The sequence below is a fragment of the Streptomyces curacoi genome, from assembly GCF_001513975.1.
Classification (GTDB): Bacteria; Actinomycetota; Actinomycetes; order Streptomycetales; family Streptomycetaceae; genus Streptomyces; species Streptomyces curacoi.
Genome location: NZ_KQ947984.1, coordinates 275,791 through 293,657 on the forward strand (window position 1 = coordinate 275,791; position 17,867 = coordinate 293,657).

The window sequence follows — 17,867 nt, forward strand, 5'->3', positions numbered from 1 at the left end:
GCTGTCGTCGGGTCGCGTGAGGTGAACCGCGCATCCGGTCACGGGTCTGTCGCGCGGACCCGACGCCCGGCACGCCGGCCTCACGACAGGCTTCTGGGTCCGGTCGCCGGCCCGGGAGCTGGCGGCGCTCAGCCGGCGAGGCGGAGCTCGGGGGCCTCGGGGAGTCGTAGGCCGGCCCGGTCGCGCTCCTCCGCGAGCTCGTCCAGCAACTCGGTGAGCTGGGCGGTCTGCACGGGGGTGAGCCGACCGGAGTCGTCGAGGTGTACGGCGCAGGCCGTGGTCGTGTCGACGAGCCGTTCGAGGGTGGCGACCACCTCCTCCGCCCCCTCGGTGTGCCGGGCGAGCGCGGGCAGCTCGGCGGAGGCGAGGGCGATGGCGGTGCGGGTCTCGGCGAGCGCGCGGTAGGCCTCACGGCGGAGGGTCCAGCGCAGGGCGCGGTCGGACTCGCGCCGGAGGGCGCCGGACTCACGCATGACATGGGCGAGGTAGGCGTAAGCGGCACCGGCCGCGCCGTCGAGCCGCGCCCGCACGCCCCCGCCCCGCTGCCCCGGCATCGGCAGATGCCCCACGACGAGCACGATCGCGCAGGCCAGCAGCGTCTCCACGATCCGGCTCACGGAGGCCTGCGGCTCGCCGCCCACCATCACCAGGGCGAGCACGAGAACGGTGACGACGGCGGTCTGGGCGGCGAAGTGCCGAGTGGCCACGGGAATGAGGGCGCCGCTGAGAGCCACGAGCGCGATGAGCCCTTCCGGCCGGGGCAGCACGGCCGCGAACCCGGCGAAGAGAAGGGCTCCCAGCACGGTGCCGGCGGCCCGGCACAGCACCCGGGACGCGAGCGGCCCGAGGTCGGGCTTGACGAGGAAGACGGCGGTGGCGGGAAGCCAGTACCAGTGCTCGTGCTGCCCGTACCACCGGGCGTGGTGCAGGGCCTGGGCGATGGCGGCGCTGGCCCCGAAGCAGAGGGCGACGCGCAGGCCGTACTCCCGTCCGCCGGCGCCGGCCATGGACCGGACGACGTCCTTGGCCGTACGGCGCCGGGTGTGCAGGTCGCTGGTGCCGCTGACCCGGTCGAAGGCCTCGGCGGCATGGAGCAGGGCGTCGTCGAGGGCGCGCAGGGCGGGCGCGATGGGGGTCTCCCCGCGCGAGCGAAGTCGAGCGTGGGGGAGGGAGGGCGCGGGCAGGGGGCCGGTGTGCGTGTTGCCGCGCACGGCGGCGGCGAGCCGGCGCGGCCCTTCGGACGCCCGGGCGGGCACGGGTTCCCCCACCCAGGCGAGCGCGGTGGCGGCCTCGCCGAGCGGCAGCGCGGCGGCGTACTGCGCGTGCAACCGCCGCTCGGCGGACGAGGAGGCGTACCGCCGCAGCCGGGGCCCGGTGAGGGCGTCCTGCGCGTGGTCGAGGGCGGCGGTGAGCGCGGCGCGGCGGGCGGTGGCGTCGTCGGTCCCCACAGCAACGAGCAGCTCGGCGATGGCGTCGTACACCCCGGCCACCGCGTCCCGCTCGCCGTCGAACCGGAAGTCACCGGCGAGGGAGCCGGGCGTGGGGAGCACGAGCCGCAGCCCGAGCAGCCAGGCGGCTCCGGCGAGGTAGGCGAGCGCCCGCAGCCAGCCGTTCTCGGGCAACGGCATCCCGGCGCCGACGGCAGAGGCGACGAGGAGCTGCGTACCGGCAGCGGAGGCGACCGGACCGACGGCGCTGATGCCTCCGGCGATCAGCCCGAGACCGGTGAGGAGGAGGGTGAGCGGGACGGCTCCGACCTGCTCCCCGGCGTACGTGCCGACGAACAGCCCGGCGGCCCCCGCCAGCGCGGGCGCCCCGAGCCGCTTGACGGCGGCACGGCGGCTGCCGGGGCGGTCGTTGATGCCGGCGAGCATGGCGGCGATGGCGGCCACGACGCCGAGGGAGGTCCGGTCGGCGAGCACGGCGGCGCACAGCAACGGCCCGGCGGCCAGGGCTCCTCGGACGACCGCGCTCCAGGGCACCGGTCCGCGCTGGGCGCGGAGGGCGTGGGCGAGCCAGGGCGGGAGGGTGAGGGCCGGGGGTGCGGGGCGGGACACGGGGCTCCTGTCGGGGCGAGGGCGGGGGTTGGTGCCTTCGGGCGACGGTGGCCGGGCGGTGGGGTGTGGTGTCCACGGTAGGGCGGGAGCTTGGAGGGCATGGGACGTCGGTGTTTCGGGGATGTGACGATGTGTGGAAGCGCCACGTTCTTTATGAACGCAACTGCGGGCGCGGCACTGGGCGGCCGGTCGTCAGCGGACCAACGCGTCCCCTTCACTCGCCGCCCGTCAAACCGTCGTTCGAGGATCAAGCGGACCCGAACAGCGCCTCCGCGTCCGCGATCGCCCGCAACAAGGCCTCCGGCCGCGGCCGCAGCCCCTCGATGATCCCGTCGACGCCCCGCAGCCCCGCCCGCTCCAGCAACCGCTTCTCGTTCGTCACCCACTCCCCCCGCGCCGCCAGCACCGCATGCCCGGTCTGTACGGCGGCTGTGGCGAGTGCGCCCGCGACCTCGGTGAGGCGGCCCGCCGGGGCGTGGTTGGCCCTGGCGTAGGCGAGGGTGGCCCGGGCGGTGCCGTACCAGCGGTCGCGGGCCGTGCTGCGCAGCTTCTCCGGATAGCTGGCCGGACGCGGGAGTTCGCCCCGCAGGACGCGGTTGATCGCCAGCTCGGCGACGACCAGGTAGCTCGGGATCCCGGCGAGGTGGAAAAGCAGCGGCTCGACCCGGAACCGCCCCTCCTGCGCCTCCGCCAGCTCCCGCTCCACCACGTCGAGATCGCGGTAGTGGACGTCGACGCGTCGGCCCTGGATCGTCAGCCAGGCGCCCCCGTTGAAGACGCCGCCGCCCCAGCCGCCGAGCTCGGAGACCTCGCCCTCCCAGCCGAGCGCGCGGAGGTCGGCGGGGTCGAAGGCACCTCGGTAGTAGATCGCCAAGTCCCAGTCGCTGTCGGGTCGTTCGGTGCCCTGGGCGCGGGAGCCGCCGAGGGCGACGGCCCGGACGGCGGGGAGGGCGGCGAGGCGGTCGGCGGTGGCCGCGAGGAACGCGGTGTCGTCGGTGGCGGGCATGCCCGCAGCGTACGAAGCCGTGAGGGCGTGCCACCACGGGATTACCGCGCCGGGGCCGAGTGCCTCACCCCGTCGCCGCCACCCCGAAGTCCGCCCCGGAGATGCCGCCCAGGCCCTCCGCGATCCGCACCAACGGCTCCCTGAGCGCGGCCAGTTCGGCCCGCATCTCATCACCCTTTGGCCATGCCGCCTCATGGTCGAGCGGGGCGGTGTCCGCCGGGCAGCGGGCCTCGTAGGCGGCCAGACGCGGGTGCCAGGTACTGGTGAAGGGGCGGATCGTCTCGTTGATCAGGGTGTACGCGAGGCTCTGGACCGTCGGCGCACCCGTCTGCGAGCCGCGTTCCAGGCTCACGCTGTAGGTGTGCAGCGTCGCGCGCGTGAAGTCGATCAGTGACTTCAGGGACGTCAGCGCTTCCCGCAGGCTCCCCGTCCCCGGCGCCAGCTCCTGCACCCCGATGCGGGTGACCAGCTCGACCTGGATGTCGTAGGCGGCCATCCGTTCCGACTCGCTGGGCGCTGCCATGGGTGCCTCCCTCCGGGTTCCGGGGAAGGCCAGCGTAGCCGGGTCACGGGAATCGCGGCGGCCGCACAGGGTGCGCAGGGCGGCGTGCCGGAGGGCCTCCGTGCGGGCGGGGGCCGGGTCGTGGTGGTGCCAGGCGTGCTGGGTCACGGGGTGCAGGGACCAGCGTTCGTCGGCTGCGGGGGTGAGCAGGCCGCGGGCGCGCAGCTCGCGGACGCCGCTCGCCGCACGTCGGCGGGCGACGATGCGCGGGACCCGGTCGGCGGCGGCCAGGATGCGTTCGGCCTCCTCCACCGTCAGGGGCAGCGGGTGGAGGGCGGCGGCGCAGCGCAGGACGTCGGCGGCGTCCGTGGTGTCCACGTCCCGTACGACGGCGCCGGTGACGTCCTCGTCGGCGAGCGTGTCGAGGAGGGACCGGCCCCGGGCGTGCAGCCGGTCGTAGAGGGTGCCGGGGTGGTGGCCCGCCCGCACCGCACGGCCGAGCAGGCCCAGTGCGAGCGGGTGGCCGTCGACGGCGTCGGCGAGCGCCTCGTCACCGCCGACCAGCACGCGCGCGTGGGGCGCGTCGAGCGGTCCCAGGTCGACGGGGGTGCCCAGGGTGTCGTGGGCGCGGCCGCGCAGGGTGAACAGGGTGTGGCCGAGGGGGTGCGGTGCCGCCATGGCGGCGATCTCACGCGCGGCGAGCCGGTCGGCGGGGGCGGCGTCGACGATCCACAGGAACGGTTCGCCGATGGCGTCGAAGTAGGCGAAGAGGTCGTCCGGACCGTTCGTGCCGAGCATGCGCACCGAGTCCTCGTACGCCTCCCCGTTCACCCAGCACACGCCACCGGGGTACGCCGCCTCGAAGCGCAGGGCGTACTCCTGGGCGAGCGCGGTCTTGCCGATGCCCGCCATGCCGCGGATCTGAACGGCGTGCGCGGCGGCCCGGCCGGTGACGAGCGGTGCGGCGTGGGCGTGCAGGGCGGAGTGCACCTGCCAGAGCTCCGAGAGGCGGCCGAGGAAGTCGGGGCGCGGCTGCGGTGTGCCCAGCAGCCAGCGTCGTACGCCGGGTTCGGCGATCGGCATGGGGCCGTCGAGGCGCGCCAGGTGTGCGCGTACGTCCGCCACGAGGGCGGCGAGATCGTCCGCCGAGGCGTGCCGGGCGTCGCGCAGTTCGACGGGGTGGATGTGGTCCGTCGCCGGTTCCGGGTTGACCACCATGACCCGGCGGCGCGGGTCGCCCTCGCCAAGTCCCGCCAGATGGGCGGTGGTCAGCTCCCACTGGCAGGCCGCGCGCTCGGGGTAGCCGGTGGAGTAGAACGCCAGCAGCGCCTTGGAGCGGGCCAGTTCGCGCCGGATGGTGTCGCTGATGCCGGCGAAGGAGGCGACTCCGGTCTCGTCCGTGAACACCTCCAGCCCGCCGTCGCGCAGCGCCCGCGCGAGCGGACGGACCCGCTCCACATCACCGCGGCTGTAGCTGAGGAAGACGTCCCACACGGCGACTTACCCTACTGTGGGTACCGGGGAGGGCGATCATGGGACACAGGCAGCGCAGGCGACGCCGACCGGGCGGTCCGGCGCAGATCACGGCCAAGCTGACGATTCCGTTCGTCGGCGAGATATCCGGCACCTGGGAGCCGGCCGACGCGGAGCGCAGCGCGGCCTGGGAGCTGTACCTGGAGCTGGTCACGCGCGTGTCGGTGGAGGAGCTCGACCCCGACGAGGGCTTCCTGCGCGAGGCGCTGTCCTCCCTCTACACCTTCTTCAACACCACCCGCGAGATCCTCCGCCGCTACGGCCCCGATGTCGCTCCGCCCCTCGCCCCCGGCCATGTCAGCTTCGGCGTGCTGGCCGTGACCGTCCTCAACCGCGTGCTGCGTCCGCTCCTCGCGCAGTGGCATCCCCGGCTGAGCGCCTACGAGTCCCAGCGGCCGGCGGGACGCGACCCGGTGGCCTACGAACGGGACTGGGAGCACGCGGCGGCCCTGCGCCGCGAGATCGCGGCCGTACGGGAGACGCTGGTGTCGCTGGCGCGGACCTTGCAGGAGGTGGCGAACGTCAGCGACCTGATCGACCTTCCGGCACCTCGGGCACCTCGGTCGCCCGGCACCAGCGCGGATCGGGGCACCCCCCCCCGCAGGTCAGAGGGGTCCTGACGGTCCAGGCAGTTGAGAGGGCCGTCGACCGGCGGCTGACCGGCCTGGCGGCCTGAGGCCGTTTCTCCACCGGGTTCGGCGGGCGAGCCGGGGCCGTTGTCAGTGCCGCGCGTTATCAATGAAGTCGTCACTCAGCGTAACGACGACGGGGGAGCATTGATGACGACGCACCACAAGAGGACGACACACGAGAAGAGTCCGCAGGGCCGACGCCGAGAGCAGCCGCAGTCGACCCGCACCCACCTCTCCGCGGCCGGACTGCGCGCCCGGGGGTGGACCCCGGCGATGGTGCGTCAACTCCTCGGCGAGCCCGATCTGCTGCGCTCCAACCCACACCTGCGTGCCGCCCCGCAGACCCGCCTCTACAGCATGGACCGAGTGGTGGCCGCCGAGCAGAGCGAGGAGTTCCGGGCCGCTTCGGCGGTTGCCGCACGGCGGTCCGCCGCCGCCCGGGCTGCCGCCCTGCGCAGGCGGCGGGAGGTGTTGGCGCGGATCGCGGCGGAGCCCATCGAGGTGCCGCGGCTGCCCCCGGACCGGCTGGCGGCGCTGGCGGTCGAACACCACAACCGGCGGGACGAGGAGCGGGCGTCGTGGCGCCGGGGTCGTACGGCACAGCCCGCCGCGGTCGCCGGTGCCGAGCCCGGCGCGCTCGACCGCTGGAAGGTCGATTACCTCAGCCATCGGCTCACCCGTCCCGCCGAGATCCTCGACGAGCTGTACGGACGCACCGGACGCGCGGCCGCCGAGGAACTCCTGCGGCGCCGGGTCCACGCGGCCATCGCCAGGACATACCCGGACCTTGCCGCCGAATGCGAGCGACGGCTACGAGCAAAGGGGAAATTCGGATGCGGGCGCGGGCCGGGGCTCGGATGATCAGCGAGTTGTCCGCCGCACCACTCAAGTCCCGCAGGCCGACCCAGGAGCTGCCATGATCCGGCGCGTCACCTCCCCCGCCCTCTTCCCACCGCCCACCTACGCCCACGCCTCCGTCGTCGAGGCCGGCACGAAGCTCGCCTTCCTCGCGGGTTCCGTACCCCTCGACGCCGCCGGGAATCTCGTCGGGAAGAAGGACCCCGTACGGCAGGCCGAGCAGGTGATCGCCAACCTGGAGGAGCAACTGCGCGCGGTGGGCAGTGACTTGGCGCACGTGGTGTCGACCGAGGTGTACGTCGTGAGCGGTGAGCCGGGGGTGCTGTCCGCCGTCTGGGAGGTCGTCGAGGCGTCGGGACTGAGCGTCGGTCCGCACTCGTCGACGCTGCTCGGGGTGGCCTGCCTCGGCTACCCGGGGCAGTTGGTGGAGATCACGGCCACCGCCGTCGTTCCCGAGACACAGCACGAGGGGGCCCGGACATGACCCCCGTCGCCCTCCGCCGCGCCCTGCCGACCGACGCCGGAGCCGCCGCCGACCTCTGGCTGCGGTCCTTCGCCGCGGCGCTGCCGACGGTCGTCCGGCCGCGCTCCGACGACGAGGTGCGGACGTATTTCCGGGAGGTGGTGGTCCTGCTGCGGGAGACCTGGCTGGCCCAGGCCGCCGACCGTGTCGTCGGCCTCATGGTGCTCGACGGCGACCAGCTCTCGCAGCTCTACCTCGACCCCGACTGGCGCGGCCACGGCATCGGCGACCGCTTCGTCGACCTCGCCAAGCGGCGCCGCCCGAACGGGCTGAGCCTGTGGACCTTCCAGGTCAACAAGCCCGCCCACCGCTTCTACGAGCGCCACGGCTTCGTCGCCGCCGAGCACACGGACGGCAGCGGCAACGAGGAACGCGAGCCGGACGTGCGGTACGTATGGCGTCCGGGGACGACGCCCTAGGCGCCGGATGTCCCCTGCCGCGGCGGCCTCACGCCGGCCCTCGGGACGGCCCCCAGGTCCGCCGCTTCGGCAAGGGCTTGGCATAGCTACCGGCCCGGCTGGTCGTCAGCCCCAACGCCACCAGCGACTCGGCGAGCCGGACGGCCGCTCCCACCCCGTCGACCACGGGAACCCCCAGCTTCTCCCCGACGGCCCGCTGCAGCCCGGTCATCCCGGCGCATCCCAGCACCAGGACCTCGGCGCCCGCGCCCCGCGCCCGTTCGGCAGCCGCCAGAAAGGCGGACTCCGTGCGTTCGCCGTCCCCCAGTTCCAGCACCCCGAGCCCGGTACCGATCACGGCGACGCAGTTGCGGCCCACCCCGGCCGTCTCCAGGCTGTCCTCGATCTGCCCGCACGAGCGCTCCAGCGTCGTCACGACCCCGTAGCGCCGGCCGAGCAGACACGCCAGGTGGGCCGCCGCCTCCGTGATGTCGACGACCGGTACGTCCACCAGCTCGCGGACGCCTTCACGCCCGTGCTCCCCGAAACCGGCCATGACGACCGCGTCGTAGGCTGGGCCGTCGTACGTCCGCAGCGCGTCCATCACGGCCGCCGCCGACAGATAGCTGTCCAGCCAGCCCTCCGCCGACTCGGGCCCCCACGCCGGGGTCAGCCCGGTCACGGTGGTGCCCGGGCCTGCCGCAGCCCGGGCACCTCGTACGATCTCCTCGGTCATCTCCTGCGTGGTGTTGCAGTTGGTGACGACGATCCGCACGTCCGTCAGACCTCCCGCGTCGCGGACTCGGCACGCTCGTCGCGGCACAGCACCAGGTACAGCCCGGCCGCCAGCGCCGTCCCGATGAACCAGGAGTACGGCGCCACATCGCTGAACGTCTTCACCAGCGCCAGCACCGCCGAGACCCCCGCCGCCGGCAGGAACGCCCACAGCGCCTTGGGGTTGACGCCCTTGCGGTAGTAGTAGCGCGAGCCCGGCTCGGCGGAGAAGAGTTCGTTCACGTCCACGCGACCGTGCTTGACCAGGTAGTAGTCGACCATGATCACACCGAACAGCGGGCCGAGGAAGGCGCCCAGGCCGCCCAGGAAGTAGTTCACGACCGTCGGGTTGGAGAAGAGGTTCCAGGGGGTCACGACGAGCGCCGCCACGGTGCTGATCATGCCGCCGACCTTGAAGGTGATCTTCTGTGGCCAGACGTTGGCCAGGTCGTACGCCGGTGAGACGAAGTTGGCGACGATGTTGACGCCCATGGTGGCGATGGCGAAGGTGAGCGCCGCCAGGACCAGAACCCAGGTGTTGCCGACCTTGGCCACCAGCTCCGCGGGGTCGGTGATCGCCTCGCCGAACACCTCCAGCGAACCGGCCGTGACGATCACCGAAACGACCACGAACGCCGTCGAGTTGATGGGCAGGCCCCAGAAGTTGCCGCGCTTGACGGTCCGGTAGTCGGGGGCGAAGCGCGAGAAGTCGCAGAAGTTGAGCATCAGCGTGCCGTAGGTGGCGAGGATCAGGCCGATCGCGCCGAACCACTGCCGCCACTGCTCGCCGACGGACACCGGGTGCGGAGTGGTCGTCAGCGAGATCGTCCAGCCCGCCTTGGCGAGGACCCACACCGCCAGCGCGATCATCACCAGCCAGATCGCCGGGCCGCAGAAGTCCTGGAACTTGCGCACCGACTCCATGCCCTGGCTGATGATCGCCGCCTGGATCAGCCACAGCGCGATGAAGGAGACCCAGCCGAGCGCGTCCAGGCCGAGGAAGGAGCTGTGGGTCCAGGACTCCAGGCCCGGCCAGGCGGCCAGCAGCATCACGTTCACGGCGACGGACGCGAGGTAGGTCTGGATGCCGTACCACATGATGGCGATGACGGCCCTGATCAGCGCCGGGATGTTGGCGCCCCAGACGCCGAAGCTGATGCGGCTGACCACGGGGAACGGGACGCCGTGGCGCTGGCCGATGCTCCCCATCCAGTTCATGCCGATGTAGATGAGCACGAAGCCGACGAGCAGGGAGGTGAAGACCTGCCACACATTCATGCCGAGGACCAGCAGACCGGCCGCGAAGGTGTAGTTGCCGAGGTTGTGGACGTCGGACATCCACATGGCGAAGAGGTCGAAGACCTTCCAGTTGCGCTTGCCCGCGGGCGCGAGGTCTTCGTTGGTGAGCCGGGGATCGGGGACGAACGCTGGTGCGCCGGTGACTTCGGCACGGTCGGCGAGGGACACGGGGCCTCCAGGAGCCAGGGGACGGAGGACTGCTTGTGGAGGGTGTTTGGTATACCAAACTGCGGACATAGTCCTCCCGTCAACCATTCCGACGGATGTCGCTCCTGTTAACGCTTCGTAAAACAGACCCGGAGTCGGCGAAGATGGCCCCATGAGCTCCACGACGAAGATCGAACCCCTGGGCGCGGTCCGCGAGCGCGTACTGGCCGACCTGCGGCAGGAGATCATCGCGGGCCGTCTGCGCCCCGGCGACCGACTGGTCGAGCGGGAGCTGGCCGACCGCTTCGGCGTCTCCCGGGTACCGGTCCGCGAGGCGATCCGCGCACTGGTCGCCGAGGGGTTCGTCCACTTCGAGACGCCCCGCCGTGCGGTCGTACGGCGGCTGACCCCGAACGACGTCAAGGAGCTCTTCGAACTGCGCGAGGCGTTGGAGGTGTACGCGGCGGGACTGGCCGCGTCCCGTGCGACGCCGGATGACCTGGCCGAGGCGGAACGGCTCCTCGACCAGGCCGCCGCCGCGACGGAGGCGGGTGACGCGGAAGCGATCACGGACGTCAACAGCCGGCTGCACGACCGCATCGTGGCCATGGCGGGCAACAGCCTGCTGATCGAGGCCCTGGAACCGGTCGCGGGCCGTCTGCGCTGGATGACCCGGCGGAACGAGGAGTGGCCCCAACTCCTCGTGGAACACCGTGAGTTGTATGAGGCGATCGCCTCCGGCGACCCGAACCGCGCCCGTGCGCACGCCCTCGCGCACGTGCGCACCAACTACCGGTCGACGGTACGGCAGCTGTTCGGCGATGCGGCGGCCGAAGAAGCCCTCCGGACGCCCGTGGGACACGAGTAGGCCCCCGGTCCTGGGGCACGAGTGGGCCTCCGGCCCTGGGGCACGAGTAGGCCCCGGCCCCGGGGCACCACCAGCCCCCGCCCTTAGGGCACGGCTAGGCCCCGGAACCTGCCCGCAGGACGGCGAAGACAGCATGGACACGGCTGCCGTCGGGCGTGCCCCAGGCGCCGGCGACATGGCCAACGGCTCCCTGGGGCGGGACGGCCGGGGTCGCGGGGCGCAGGATCCGGTGCAGGCGGAGGGTCGCGCCGCCCGTGAGGGACAGCTCGGTGCCGTCCTGGTCGTCGGTGACCGCGGGGACGTCGGGCGCGGAAGGCAGACCGTCACCGGTGTAGGAGCGCGTGACCTCCCGGTCCGGGGTGTCGGTGACGCTCTGCGCCTGGGCCTGGGCCCGCCCCTCCACCAGGGCCAGCAACTGGGCGACCAGCACCGGGTCGTGGCAGCCGTCGTAGGCCCAGCGCTTGCCCAGCACGCCATGCTCCATGGTGCCGACCAGGGCGTGCTCCGCGCCGTCGAGCGGTGCGCCGCGGTAGGTGAGCGGCACCAGGTAGGAGATCGGGGCGGGGCCGGAGGCATCGGTGGCCACCATGAACTCGATACCCACCTCGCCCTCCGGGTCGTCCAGCCGGAAGCCGCCCGCCTTGGTCAGCTCCGGCCGGCTCCCGCCGCCCTCGTACCAGGGGCGGGTGGGCAGCCAAGCGGTGAGCAGCTCCAGCTTGGTCGGCTTGAGAGTGGTGTGGTGAATGAGTGCCATGTGACACAGTCTCCTTACTCGTACGCGTACTTGTCCGTCGCCGCCACCAGCGCCTCGGTCACCCCCGGCGCCCCGGCGTCGTGCCCGGCCTCGTCGACCACGGCCAACTCGCTGCCGGGCCAGGCGTGGTGGAGCCGCCACACGATGCCCAGCAGGTTGCCGAAGTCGAGGCTGCCCTGCACCAACGTGCCGGGAATGCCCTTGAGCGAAGGCGCGTCCCGCAGGACGACACCCTCGTCGTTGCCCTCGCCCAGGAAGTGGTCGTTGCCGAAGTAGTGCGTGACGATGCGGGCGAACCCCATGCGGAACACCGGGTCCTCGAACCACTCCACCGAGCGCGGCGCCGCCGGGATCGTCGCCGTCTCCCAGTCCGTCCAGGCCCGCGCCGCCCGCGCCCGCACCGCGGGGTCGGGCGACTCGATCAGCCGGTTGTAGGCGGCGGCGAGGTTGCCGTCCCGCTCAGCGGGCGGCAGCTCGCCGACGAAACGCTCGAAGGCCTCCGGGAAGATCCGCCCCAACCCCCTGGTCAGCAGGGCCACTTCGGCGTTCGACCCGGTCGCGGCCCCGGTCAGCACCAGCTCGGACACGACACCCGGGTGCGTCTGCGCATACCGCAGCCCCAGCACCGACCCCCACGACAGGCCCCACACCAGCCACCGCCCGATCCCCAGCCGCCGCCGCAGCAGCTCCAGATCGGCGAGGACATGAGCGGTCGTGTTGACGCTCATGTCCGTCTCGTACGCGCTCGCATGCGGCGTCGAACGCCCGCAGCCGCGCTGGTCGAGCAGCACGATCCGGTAGGCGGCGGGATCGAACAGCCGCCGGAAGTACGGGGTGCAGCCGGAGCCGGGCCCGCCGTGCAGCACGAGCGCGGGCTTGCCGTGCGGGTTGCCGCAGGTCTCCCAGTACACGCGGTTGCCGTCACCGACGTCGAGCAGCCCGTGGTCGTACGGTTCGATCTCCGGGTAGAGGGCCATCCGGGCACCGTAACGTCGCCACGGACGTCCCGTCGCCTCAATTAGAGCCGGATGCGCGGGGCAGCACCCCGGCCGCGTCGGCCGCCGTACGCAGCACCTCCCGCACCATCGCGGGTGTGAGCCGGCCGGTGAAGGTGTTGCGCTGGCTGACATGGAAGCACCCGAAGAGTTCGAGCCCGTCGAGCGCGACCCGCGCCCCGTGCCCGAAGGCGGGCCGCGGCCGGGGCACGCTCCACCCCGCCTCGACCAGCGCGGGCAGCGTCGCCTGCCAGCCGAAGGCGCCCAGTGCGACGACCGCGCGCAGCGTCGGCCGCAGCAGCCTCAGCTCCTGCACCAGCCAGGGCCGGCAGGTCTCCCGCTCACCCGGTGTGGGTTTGTTGGCGGGCGGGGCGCAGTGCACGGGCGCCGTGACGCGCACGCCGTACAGCTCCAGGCCGTCGCCGACGGCGACCGAGGTGGGCTGCGAGGCGAGGCCCACGTCGTACAGCGCCTCGTAGAGCACGTCCCCGGAGCGGTCCCCGGTGAACATCCGGCCGGTGCGGTTGCCGCCGTGCGCGGCCGGGGCGAGCCCGACGATCAGCAGGCGGGCGTCCGGCGGGCCGAAGCCGGGCACCGGGCGGCCCCAGTACGTCTGGTCGGCGAAGGCGGCGCGCCTGGTGCGGGCCACCTCCTCCCGCCAGCCGACCAGCCGCGGGCAGGCCCGGCAGTCCGCGATCCGCCGGTCGAGATCAGCGAGGGCGTCCACAGCTCCACCGTAAGGCCGACCGGTCCCCGTACGGCGACCGAGGTCTCCCTGCGGGGACTAAGGTCGAGGCATGGCTTTGGAGGATGACGAGGAGAAGAGCGGCAGCACGGCCGAGGGCCGGCCGGACGCCGCGAACGCCGAGCAGGCCGTCGACCCGAAGATCACGAACGCCGAGCAGGCCGTCGACCCGAAGATCGCGGCCGCCGAGGCCGCCGGTCCGCAGAGCGGCGAGAACGTACGGATCGACAGCTGGATCTGGGCCGTACGTCTGGTCAAGACGCGCTCCATGGGTGCCACCGCCTGCAAGGGCGGGCATGTGCGGGTGAACGGCCAGAACGTGAAGCCCTCCCATTCCCTGCGGATCGGCGACGAGGTGCGGCTGCGGCAGGAGAACCGGGAGCGGATCGTCGTCGTCAAGCGGCTCATCCGCAAACGGGTCGGCGCGCCGGTGGCGGCCCAGTGCTATGTCGACAACTCGCCCCCTCCCCCGCCGCGCGAGGCCGTCGCCCCGGCCGGCATCCGGGACCGCGGCGCGGGCCGGCCGACCAAGCGGGACCGCCGCGAGCTGGAACGGCTGCGCGGGCTCATGGGCGGCGGAGCGGGACGGCCGGGCGGCCGGTGACATACGACGGGGGTGGCGTCCGGCCCGGGCCGCTCGGCCCGCCGGACGCCGCCCCTGCCGTACGGCTGTGTCAGTCCCGTCGGCGCACCAGCCGCAGCAGCTCCGCGTTGGAATTCCGCCGCGCCCATGCAATGAGGGCGAGCGGCAGGATGAGGACGAGCGGCGTGACGGCGTACTCCCCGTCGAAGTAGGTCATCTGGACGACGAACGCGCCCACCATCAGCGCGCCGAGGGCGACGGCCGCCACCGACTGCAGCACCGGGATCAACAGGGCGACGGCTCCGGCCAGTTCGAGAACACCGATGGCGTACATGCCCGTGCTGCCCCAGCCCATCTCCTGGAATCCGTCGGCGGCCGAGGGGTGCGCGATCAGCTTGGGCAGCGCGCTCGCGATCGCGTAGAAGAGGGCGAGCAGGATCTGCAGGCCGCGCAGGGCGATGCGGGCCCCTCGGCCGCGCGGGGCCGTGGACTCGGCGACGACGGTGCCGGACGTGGCGGAGGCGGCGGCGGTGACGGAGGCGGTGACGGAGGCGGTGGTCTCGGACATGGAGGTCTCCTGGGGGAAGCGGTCCGTGGTGCTGTCACCGAGGTAGACCGGGCGCCGCTCCGGAACTCATCGCCGTACCAAAGGAATTTCAGCCGCCCGCGTCGAACGGCAGCCACCCGTGCCCGATGTACCAGTGGCCGCCCGCCCGCAGGTGGTCGCCGACGGCCCGCTCCACGGCCGTACGGCGCGGCAGCCGTTCGAGCGGCAACTCCGGGTCCCCGAAGACGAACTTGACCGGCTCGGTGTCAGCCGGCTCGGTGTCCTCGTGGGCGACGCGGAAGCGCTCCTGGAACCGGACGATGTTGGAGTCCGCGGTGAGGTACTGCCTGAGCTGCGGGTCGAGCAGCCAGGAGTGGCAGGTCACCGCCCGGTACCGCTCCTGAGGAAAGTGCCGGGCGAAGAACTCCCCGGCCAGCACGAGCGACCGGTCGACGGCGGCCGGCGACAGCGGCCCGTGGAAGTCCGGGATGTGCAGGTTCAGACAGAGCGAGCCAGGCCCCACATCAAGACCGGCCGCCGCCAGCCCCGCCCCCGTGCGCTGCCCGAGCCGCGCCCGCTCGAACTGCAGCCGGCCCAGCTGGTACAGCTCGCCGCGGAAGTGACGGGTGAGCCACCGAGGAGCCTGCACGCCCGGCCGGCCGTACCGCCTGCGGTGCACGGCCATGTTCCGCCCCAGGTCGGCGAGGGTGCGTCGGGAGACGTCGGCCGGGATGCCGCGTTCGCGGTGGTACGCGCGCGTGCGAGGCAGCGCCGCCACGAACACGTACACGGGGAAGCAGCGCCGCAGGGCGCCCGAGGCCCAGTCGAGTCCGGGCAGGTCGACCGGGCCGCCGACCTCCCCCATCCCCTCGACGAGCGCGCCGACGGACCGCTCCAGGAAGTGCCGCAGCTCCGGATCGTCCGTCACCCGCCGGCCCATCCGGACGAGGTCGTCGATGTCCTCGTGGGGTACTCCGAGGTCGAGCAGCACTACGGCCAGTTCATCGGTGTCCGGCAGCACGAAGCCCCCTGTGCGCGGTTCGAGGAGTACGTTTCAAAGAGGAGTGGTGATGGCGATGCGTACGGGCAGTGAGCCGATGACAGCGCGCAGTGCGCTGCGGTTCCGCTTCTGGCTGTGCGTGTGGGGTATGGTCTGGACGATCTTCGGCACGGCCGCGTTCGCGCTCGCGGGACGCCCTGGCTGGGCGGCGGCCTGCGCTGCACTGTGGCTGGTGATCACCGTCGACATGGCCGTGGTCCTCAGGCACATCCGCCAGGGCCCGCATTACCAGCCGGGCCGCGACATACCGCCGTACCGCCCGCCCGACAACCACCCGTACCCGCCGCCCCCGCAGAACCGCCACCCCTAGGCTCTGCCGTTTGGATCATCCCCGCGTCGCGGGGCCTAGCCGCGCCGCAGAACCCCCGCCCCCGGTCACCGCTCACGCGTCGAACCGTGCCGCCCTGAGGTACTCCGGGTTCGGATCGAGCGCCGCCGCCAGCCGGAAGTGACGCTTGGCCTGGTCGTGCCGCCCCTGGCGCTCATAGGTCCGGGCGAGCGCGAAGTGCGCGAACGCGTTGTCCGGCTCGCGCTCCAGGACGATGGTGAACTCCAGCTCGGCGGGCCGCAGTTGGGCGGCCGCGAAGAAGGCACGCGCGCGCAGCAGCCGGGCGGCGGTGTTCTCCGGGTGCGCGGCGACGACTCCGTCGAGCAGCTTCACCGCACCCCTCGGATCCCGCGCGGCGAGCAGTTGCTCGGCGGCACGGAAGTCGATGACATGCGTCTCCGGAGTACGTCCGGTGGAACCGCTGGTCTCGGGCACGGCAGAGTCCTTCCCTCACTGGAAGGCCTAAACGCGCGAACGCGCCGGCGCTATTCCTGAGGCATCTGGGACTGCCGGCTCCCCTGTGCCCCGTGGGCTCGGCGCACGAGCTCGTCCCAGACGTCCTTCACGCGCCGCTGAAGCTCTTCCCGCGGTACGTCGTTGTCGATGACGATGTCGGCGATCTCCCGGCGCTTGTCACGCGTCGCCTGCGCGGCCATACGCGCGCGTGCGTCCTCCTCCGTCATGCCGCGCAGCCTCACCAGCCGGTCGAGCTGGGTCTCGGGGCTGGCGTCGACGACGACCACCACGTCGTACAGCGGGGCGAGGCCGTTCTCCGTGAGGAGCGGGACGTCGTGGACGACGACGGCGTCCTCGGCGGCGGCCTCTTCGAGCTCTCGGGAGCGGGCGCCGACCAGGGGGTGCACGATCGAGTTCAGTACGGCGAGCCGGTCCGGGTCGGCGAAGACGATCGAGCCCAGCTTGGGCCGGTCCAGGCTGCCGTCCTCGGCGAGCACGTCCTCCCCGAACGCCTCGACGACGGCGGCGAGACCGGGGGTACCGGGCGCGACGACCTCGCGCGCGATGCGGTCCGCGTCGATCAACACGGCTCCGTGCTCCACGAGCAGCCGCGACACCTCGCTCTTACCGGCACCGATGCCGCCGGTCAGGCCCACCTTCAGCATGACCGGCAGCTTAGGCCCTGCCACTGACATCAACACCCGGCAGGCCCGCTCGGCGCTCAGTTCTCGCCCTCACGCTCCGCCAGGAACCGCTCGAACTCGCGCCCGATCTCGTCCGCCGACGGGATGTCGACCGGCTCGGCGAGCATGTTGCCGCGGCTCTCGGCGCCGGCGACCGCGTCGTACTGGTGCTCCAGGCCCTCGACGAGGTTGGTGAGCTCCTCGTCGCCCTCGCGGATCTGGCGGTCGATCTCGTTCTGCGTGCGGTGGGCTTCCGTGCGCAGGGCGTGCGCGATACCGGGCAGGACCAGGCCGGTCGCCGCCGTAACGGCCTCCAGGACGGTCAGGGCCGCGTCCGGGTACGGGGAGCGGGCGATGTAGTGCGGCACGTGCGCGGCCACGCCCAGCACGTCGTGCCCGGCCTCCAGCAGCCGGTACTCGATCAGCGCCTCCGCGCTGCCGGGCACCTGCGCCTCCTCGAAGGGGCTGCGGTGGCCCGGGACGAGGTCGGTGCGGTTGCCGTGCGGGGTGAGGCCGACCGGGCGGGTGTGCGGGACGCCCATGGGGATGCCGTGGAAGTTCACCGACAGGCGCACCCCGAGCCGCTCCACGATCTGCTTGACGGCCGCGGCGAAGCGCTCCCACTCCACGTCCGGCTCGGGCCCGGACAGCAGCAGGAAGGGCGCCCCGGTGGCGTCCTGGACGAGCCGTACCTCGATGGCGGGTTCCTCGTAGCCGGTCCAGCGGTCGCGCTTGAAGGTCAGCAGCGGTCGGCGGGCGCGGTAGTCCACCAGTCGGTCGTGGTCGAAGCGGGCGACGAGCTGGTGGGGCAGCGAGTCGAGGAGCCGGTCGACGATCTGGTCGCCGGTCTCACCCGCGTCGATGTATCCGTCGAAGTGGTAGAGCATGACAAGACCGGCCGACTCCTGGGCGAGCGCCATGTCGACGACGGCCAGGCCCTTCGGCTCCCATGCGTACAAACCCTGCGGATCAAGCACTGTGACCGCTCCTCCTTGTGTCCATATGTCACAACGCCCTTACGGGCGTGGGCATTCCCAAAGGAGGAGGCCATGATCTTGAGAACGGATGGACAACGCCGCAAAGGGGGCGCGGGGAACTGCGCGACAAGCCCCCACCGGC

Annotated in this window: 20 protein-coding genes; 7 read left to right on the forward strand and 13 right to left on the reverse strand. The window is 72.7% G+C overall.

The window, feature by feature from the left end:
* Nucleotides 1-128: 128 nt before the first annotated feature.
* From AQI70_RS01245 to AQI70_RS01255, 3 genes are all read right to left on the reverse strand, one after another.
* Nucleotides 129-2,057, reverse strand: coding sequence for an FUSC family protein (locus tag AQI70_RS01245; RefSeq protein WP_062142783.1), 1,929 nt, complete (start codon nucleotides 2,055-2,057; stop codon nucleotides 129-131).
* A 247-nt stretch (nucleotides 2,058-2,304) separates the two neighbouring features.
* Nucleotides 2,305-3,063 (reverse strand): nucleotidyltransferase family protein, encoded by a 759-nt coding sequence (locus AQI70_RS01250; protein ID WP_062142786.1) that lies wholly within the window; start codon nucleotides 3,061-3,063, stop codon nucleotides 2,305-2,307.
* A 64-nt stretch (nucleotides 3,064-3,127) separates the two neighbouring features.
* Entirely contained in the window at nucleotides 3,128-5,059 is a 1,932-nt protein-coding gene (locus AQI70_RS01255; protein ID WP_062142789.1) for a toll/interleukin-1 receptor domain-containing protein, read from the reverse strand.
* A gap of 38 nt (nucleotides 5,060-5,097) precedes the next feature.
* Between AQI70_RS01255 and AQI70_RS01260 the strand changes: the two genes are divergently transcribed.
* The 4 genes from AQI70_RS01260 to AQI70_RS01275 all read left to right on the forward strand — a co-directional run bounded on the left by AQI70_RS01260 (nucleotide 5,098) and on the right by AQI70_RS01275 (nucleotide 7,530).
* Nucleotides 5,098-5,718 (forward strand): hypothetical protein, encoded by a 621-nt coding sequence (locus AQI70_RS01260; protein ID WP_062142792.1) that lies wholly within the window; start codon nucleotides 5,098-5,100, stop codon nucleotides 5,716-5,718.
* A gap of 159 nt (nucleotides 5,719-5,877) precedes the next feature.
* Entirely contained in the window at nucleotides 5,878-6,591 is a 714-nt protein-coding gene (locus tag AQI70_RS01265; RefSeq protein WP_244181427.1) for a hypothetical protein, read from the forward strand.
* Nucleotides 6,592-6,646: 55 nt separating this feature from the next.
* Nucleotides 6,647-7,072, forward strand: coding sequence for a RidA family protein (locus tag AQI70_RS01270; RefSeq protein ID WP_062142795.1), 426 nt, complete (start codon nucleotides 6,647-6,649; stop codon nucleotides 7,070-7,072).
* Complete coding sequence (locus tag AQI70_RS01275) at nucleotides 7,069-7,530, forward strand: GNAT family N-acetyltransferase (RefSeq protein ID WP_062142797.1); 462 nt, start codon at nucleotides 7,069-7,071, stop codon at nucleotides 7,528-7,530. The genes AQI70_RS01270 and AQI70_RS01275 overlap by 4 nt, the downstream gene beginning before the upstream one ends.
* 28 nt (nucleotides 7,531-7,558) lie before the next feature.
* On the opposite strand, the gene AQI70_RS01280 is transcribed toward AQI70_RS01275, so the two are convergent.
* Together AQI70_RS01280 and AQI70_RS01285 are read right to left on the reverse strand one after the other, a co-directional pair.
* Nucleotides 7,559-8,284, reverse strand: a complete 726-nt coding sequence (locus AQI70_RS01280) for an aspartate/glutamate racemase family protein (protein WP_062142800.1) — start codon at nucleotides 8,282-8,284, stop codon at nucleotides 7,559-7,561.
* A gap of 5 nt (nucleotides 8,285-8,289) precedes the next feature.
* On the reverse strand, nucleotides 8,290-9,750 hold the full coding sequence (locus AQI70_RS01285) for an NCS1 family nucleobase:cation symporter-1 (protein WP_062142803.1): 1,461 nt from the start codon (nucleotides 9,748-9,750) through the stop codon (nucleotides 8,290-8,292).
* A 151-nt stretch (nucleotides 9,751-9,901) separates the two neighbouring features.
* Between AQI70_RS01285 and AQI70_RS01290 the strand changes: the two genes are divergently transcribed.
* On the forward strand, nucleotides 9,902-10,597 hold the full coding sequence (locus tag AQI70_RS01290; RefSeq protein WP_062142806.1) for a GntR family transcriptional regulator: 696 nt from the start codon (nucleotides 9,902-9,904) through the stop codon (nucleotides 10,595-10,597).
* Between the two features lie 94 nt (nucleotides 10,598-10,691).
* Here AQI70_RS01290 and AQI70_RS01295 read toward each other — a convergent pair whose 3' ends face one another.
* From AQI70_RS01295 to AQI70_RS01305, 3 genes are read right to left on the reverse strand one after another with little or no spacing between them, the layout of a single operon-like run.
* Entirely contained in the window at nucleotides 10,692-11,351 is a 660-nt protein-coding gene (locus tag AQI70_RS01295; RefSeq protein ID WP_062142809.1) for a maltokinase N-terminal cap-like domain-containing protein, read from the reverse strand.
* Nucleotides 11,352-11,365: 14 nt separating this feature from the next.
* Nucleotides 11,366-12,328 (reverse strand): prolyl aminopeptidase, encoded by a 963-nt coding sequence (gene pip, locus AQI70_RS01300; protein ID WP_062142812.1) that lies wholly within the window; start codon nucleotides 12,326-12,328, stop codon nucleotides 11,366-11,368.
* A gap of 37 nt (nucleotides 12,329-12,365) precedes the next feature.
* Complete coding sequence (locus AQI70_RS01305; RefSeq protein WP_062142815.1) at nucleotides 12,366-13,073, reverse strand: uracil-DNA glycosylase; 708 nt, start codon at nucleotides 13,071-13,073, stop codon at nucleotides 12,366-12,368.
* Nucleotides 13,074-13,143: 70 nt separating this feature from the next.
* On the opposite strand from AQI70_RS01305, the gene AQI70_RS01310 reads away from it, so the two are divergent.
* Nucleotides 13,144-13,695 carry an RNA-binding S4 domain-containing protein gene (locus AQI70_RS01310; protein WP_062142820.1) on the forward strand — a complete coding sequence of 184 codons (552 nt, stop codon included), beginning with the start codon at nucleotides 13,144-13,146 and terminating at the stop codon, nucleotides 13,693-13,695.
* 70 nt (nucleotides 13,696-13,765) lie between these two features.
* On the opposite strand, the gene AQI70_RS01315 is transcribed toward AQI70_RS01310, so the two are convergent.
* Nucleotides 13,766-14,242: a DoxX family protein gene (locus tag AQI70_RS01315; RefSeq protein WP_062142823.1), complete on the reverse strand. Its 477-nt coding sequence runs from the start codon at nucleotides 14,240-14,242 to the stop codon at nucleotides 13,766-13,768.
* A gap of 88 nt (nucleotides 14,243-14,330) precedes the next feature.
* Nucleotides 14,331-15,242 carry an acyltransferase domain-containing protein gene (locus AQI70_RS01320; RefSeq protein WP_062142827.1) on the reverse strand — a complete coding sequence of 304 codons (912 nt, stop codon included), beginning with the start codon at nucleotides 15,240-15,242 and terminating at the stop codon, nucleotides 14,331-14,333.
* Nucleotides 15,243-15,297: 55 nt separating this feature from the next.
* Between AQI70_RS01320 and AQI70_RS01325 the strand changes: the two genes are divergently transcribed.
* A complete protein-coding gene (locus tag AQI70_RS01325) occupies nucleotides 15,298-15,591 on the forward strand; it encodes a DUF6343 family protein (RefSeq protein WP_208607289.1) in 294 nt (97 codons plus the stop codon).
* A 72-nt stretch (nucleotides 15,592-15,663) separates the two neighbouring features.
* Here the strand turns inward: AQI70_RS01325 and AQI70_RS01330 are convergent, their stop codons facing one another.
* The 3 genes from AQI70_RS01330 to AQI70_RS01340 are packed head-to-tail and all read right to left on the reverse strand — an operon-like array spanning nucleotide 15,664 to nucleotide 17,725.
* Nucleotides 15,664-16,044 (reverse strand): tetratricopeptide repeat protein, encoded by a 381-nt coding sequence (locus tag AQI70_RS01330; protein WP_062142832.1) that lies wholly within the window; start codon nucleotides 16,042-16,044, stop codon nucleotides 15,664-15,666.
* Between the two features lie 50 nt (nucleotides 16,045-16,094).
* Complete coding sequence (gene coaE / locus AQI70_RS01335) at nucleotides 16,095-16,730, reverse strand: dephospho-CoA kinase (protein WP_062142836.1); 636 nt, start codon at nucleotides 16,728-16,730, stop codon at nucleotides 16,095-16,097.
* A gap of 56 nt (nucleotides 16,731-16,786) precedes the next feature.
* On the reverse strand, nucleotides 16,787-17,725 hold the full coding sequence (locus tag AQI70_RS01340; RefSeq protein ID WP_037889762.1) for a PAC2 family protein: 939 nt from the start codon (nucleotides 17,723-17,725) through the stop codon (nucleotides 16,787-16,789).
* Nucleotides 17,726-17,867 lie beyond the last annotated feature (142 nt).

Excerpts from the sequence above, each read along its gene's own strand:
- AQI70_RS01250 (WP_062142786.1), bottom strand. The coding sequence starts at position 3,063 with ATGCCCGCCACCGACGACACCGCGTTCCTCGCGGCCACCGCCGACCGC.
- AQI70_RS01260 (WP_062142792.1), top strand. The coding sequence starts at position 5,098 with ATGGGACACAGGCAGCGCAGGCGACGCCGACCGGGCGGTCCGGCGCAG.
- AQI70_RS01265 (WP_244181427.1), top strand. The coding sequence starts at position 5,878 with ATGACGACGCACCACAAGAGGACGACACACGAGAAGAGTCCGCAGGGC.
- AQI70_RS01270 (WP_062142795.1), top strand. The coding sequence starts at position 6,647 with ATGATCCGGCGCGTCACCTCCCCCGCCCTCTTCCCACCGCCCACCTAC.
- AQI70_RS01275 (WP_062142797.1), top strand. The coding sequence starts at position 7,069 with ATGACCCCCGTCGCCCTCCGCCGCGCCCTGCCGACCGACGCCGGAGCC.
- AQI70_RS01290 (WP_062142806.1), top strand. The coding sequence starts at position 9,902 with ATGAGCTCCACGACGAAGATCGAACCCCTGGGCGCGGTCCGCGAGCGC.
- AQI70_RS01295 (WP_062142809.1), bottom strand. The coding sequence starts at position 11,351 with ATGGCACTCATTCACCACACCACTCTCAAGCCGACCAAGCTGGAGCTG.
- pip (WP_062142812.1), bottom strand. The coding sequence starts at position 12,328 with ATGGCCCTCTACCCGGAGATCGAACCGTACGACCACGGGCTGCTCGAC.
- AQI70_RS01310 (WP_062142820.1), top strand. The coding sequence starts at position 13,144 with ATGGCTTTGGAGGATGACGAGGAGAAGAGCGGCAGCACGGCCGAGGGC.
- AQI70_RS01315 (WP_062142823.1), bottom strand. The coding sequence starts at position 14,242 with ATGTCCGAGACCACCGCCTCCGTCACCGCCTCCGTCACCGCCGCCGCC.
- AQI70_RS01325 (WP_208607289.1), top strand. The coding sequence starts at position 15,298 with ATGCGTACGGGCAGTGAGCCGATGACAGCGCGCAGTGCGCTGCGGTTC.
- coaE (WP_062142836.1), bottom strand. The coding sequence starts at position 16,730 with ATGCTGAAGGTGGGCCTGACCGGCGGCATCGGTGCCGGTAAGAGCGAG.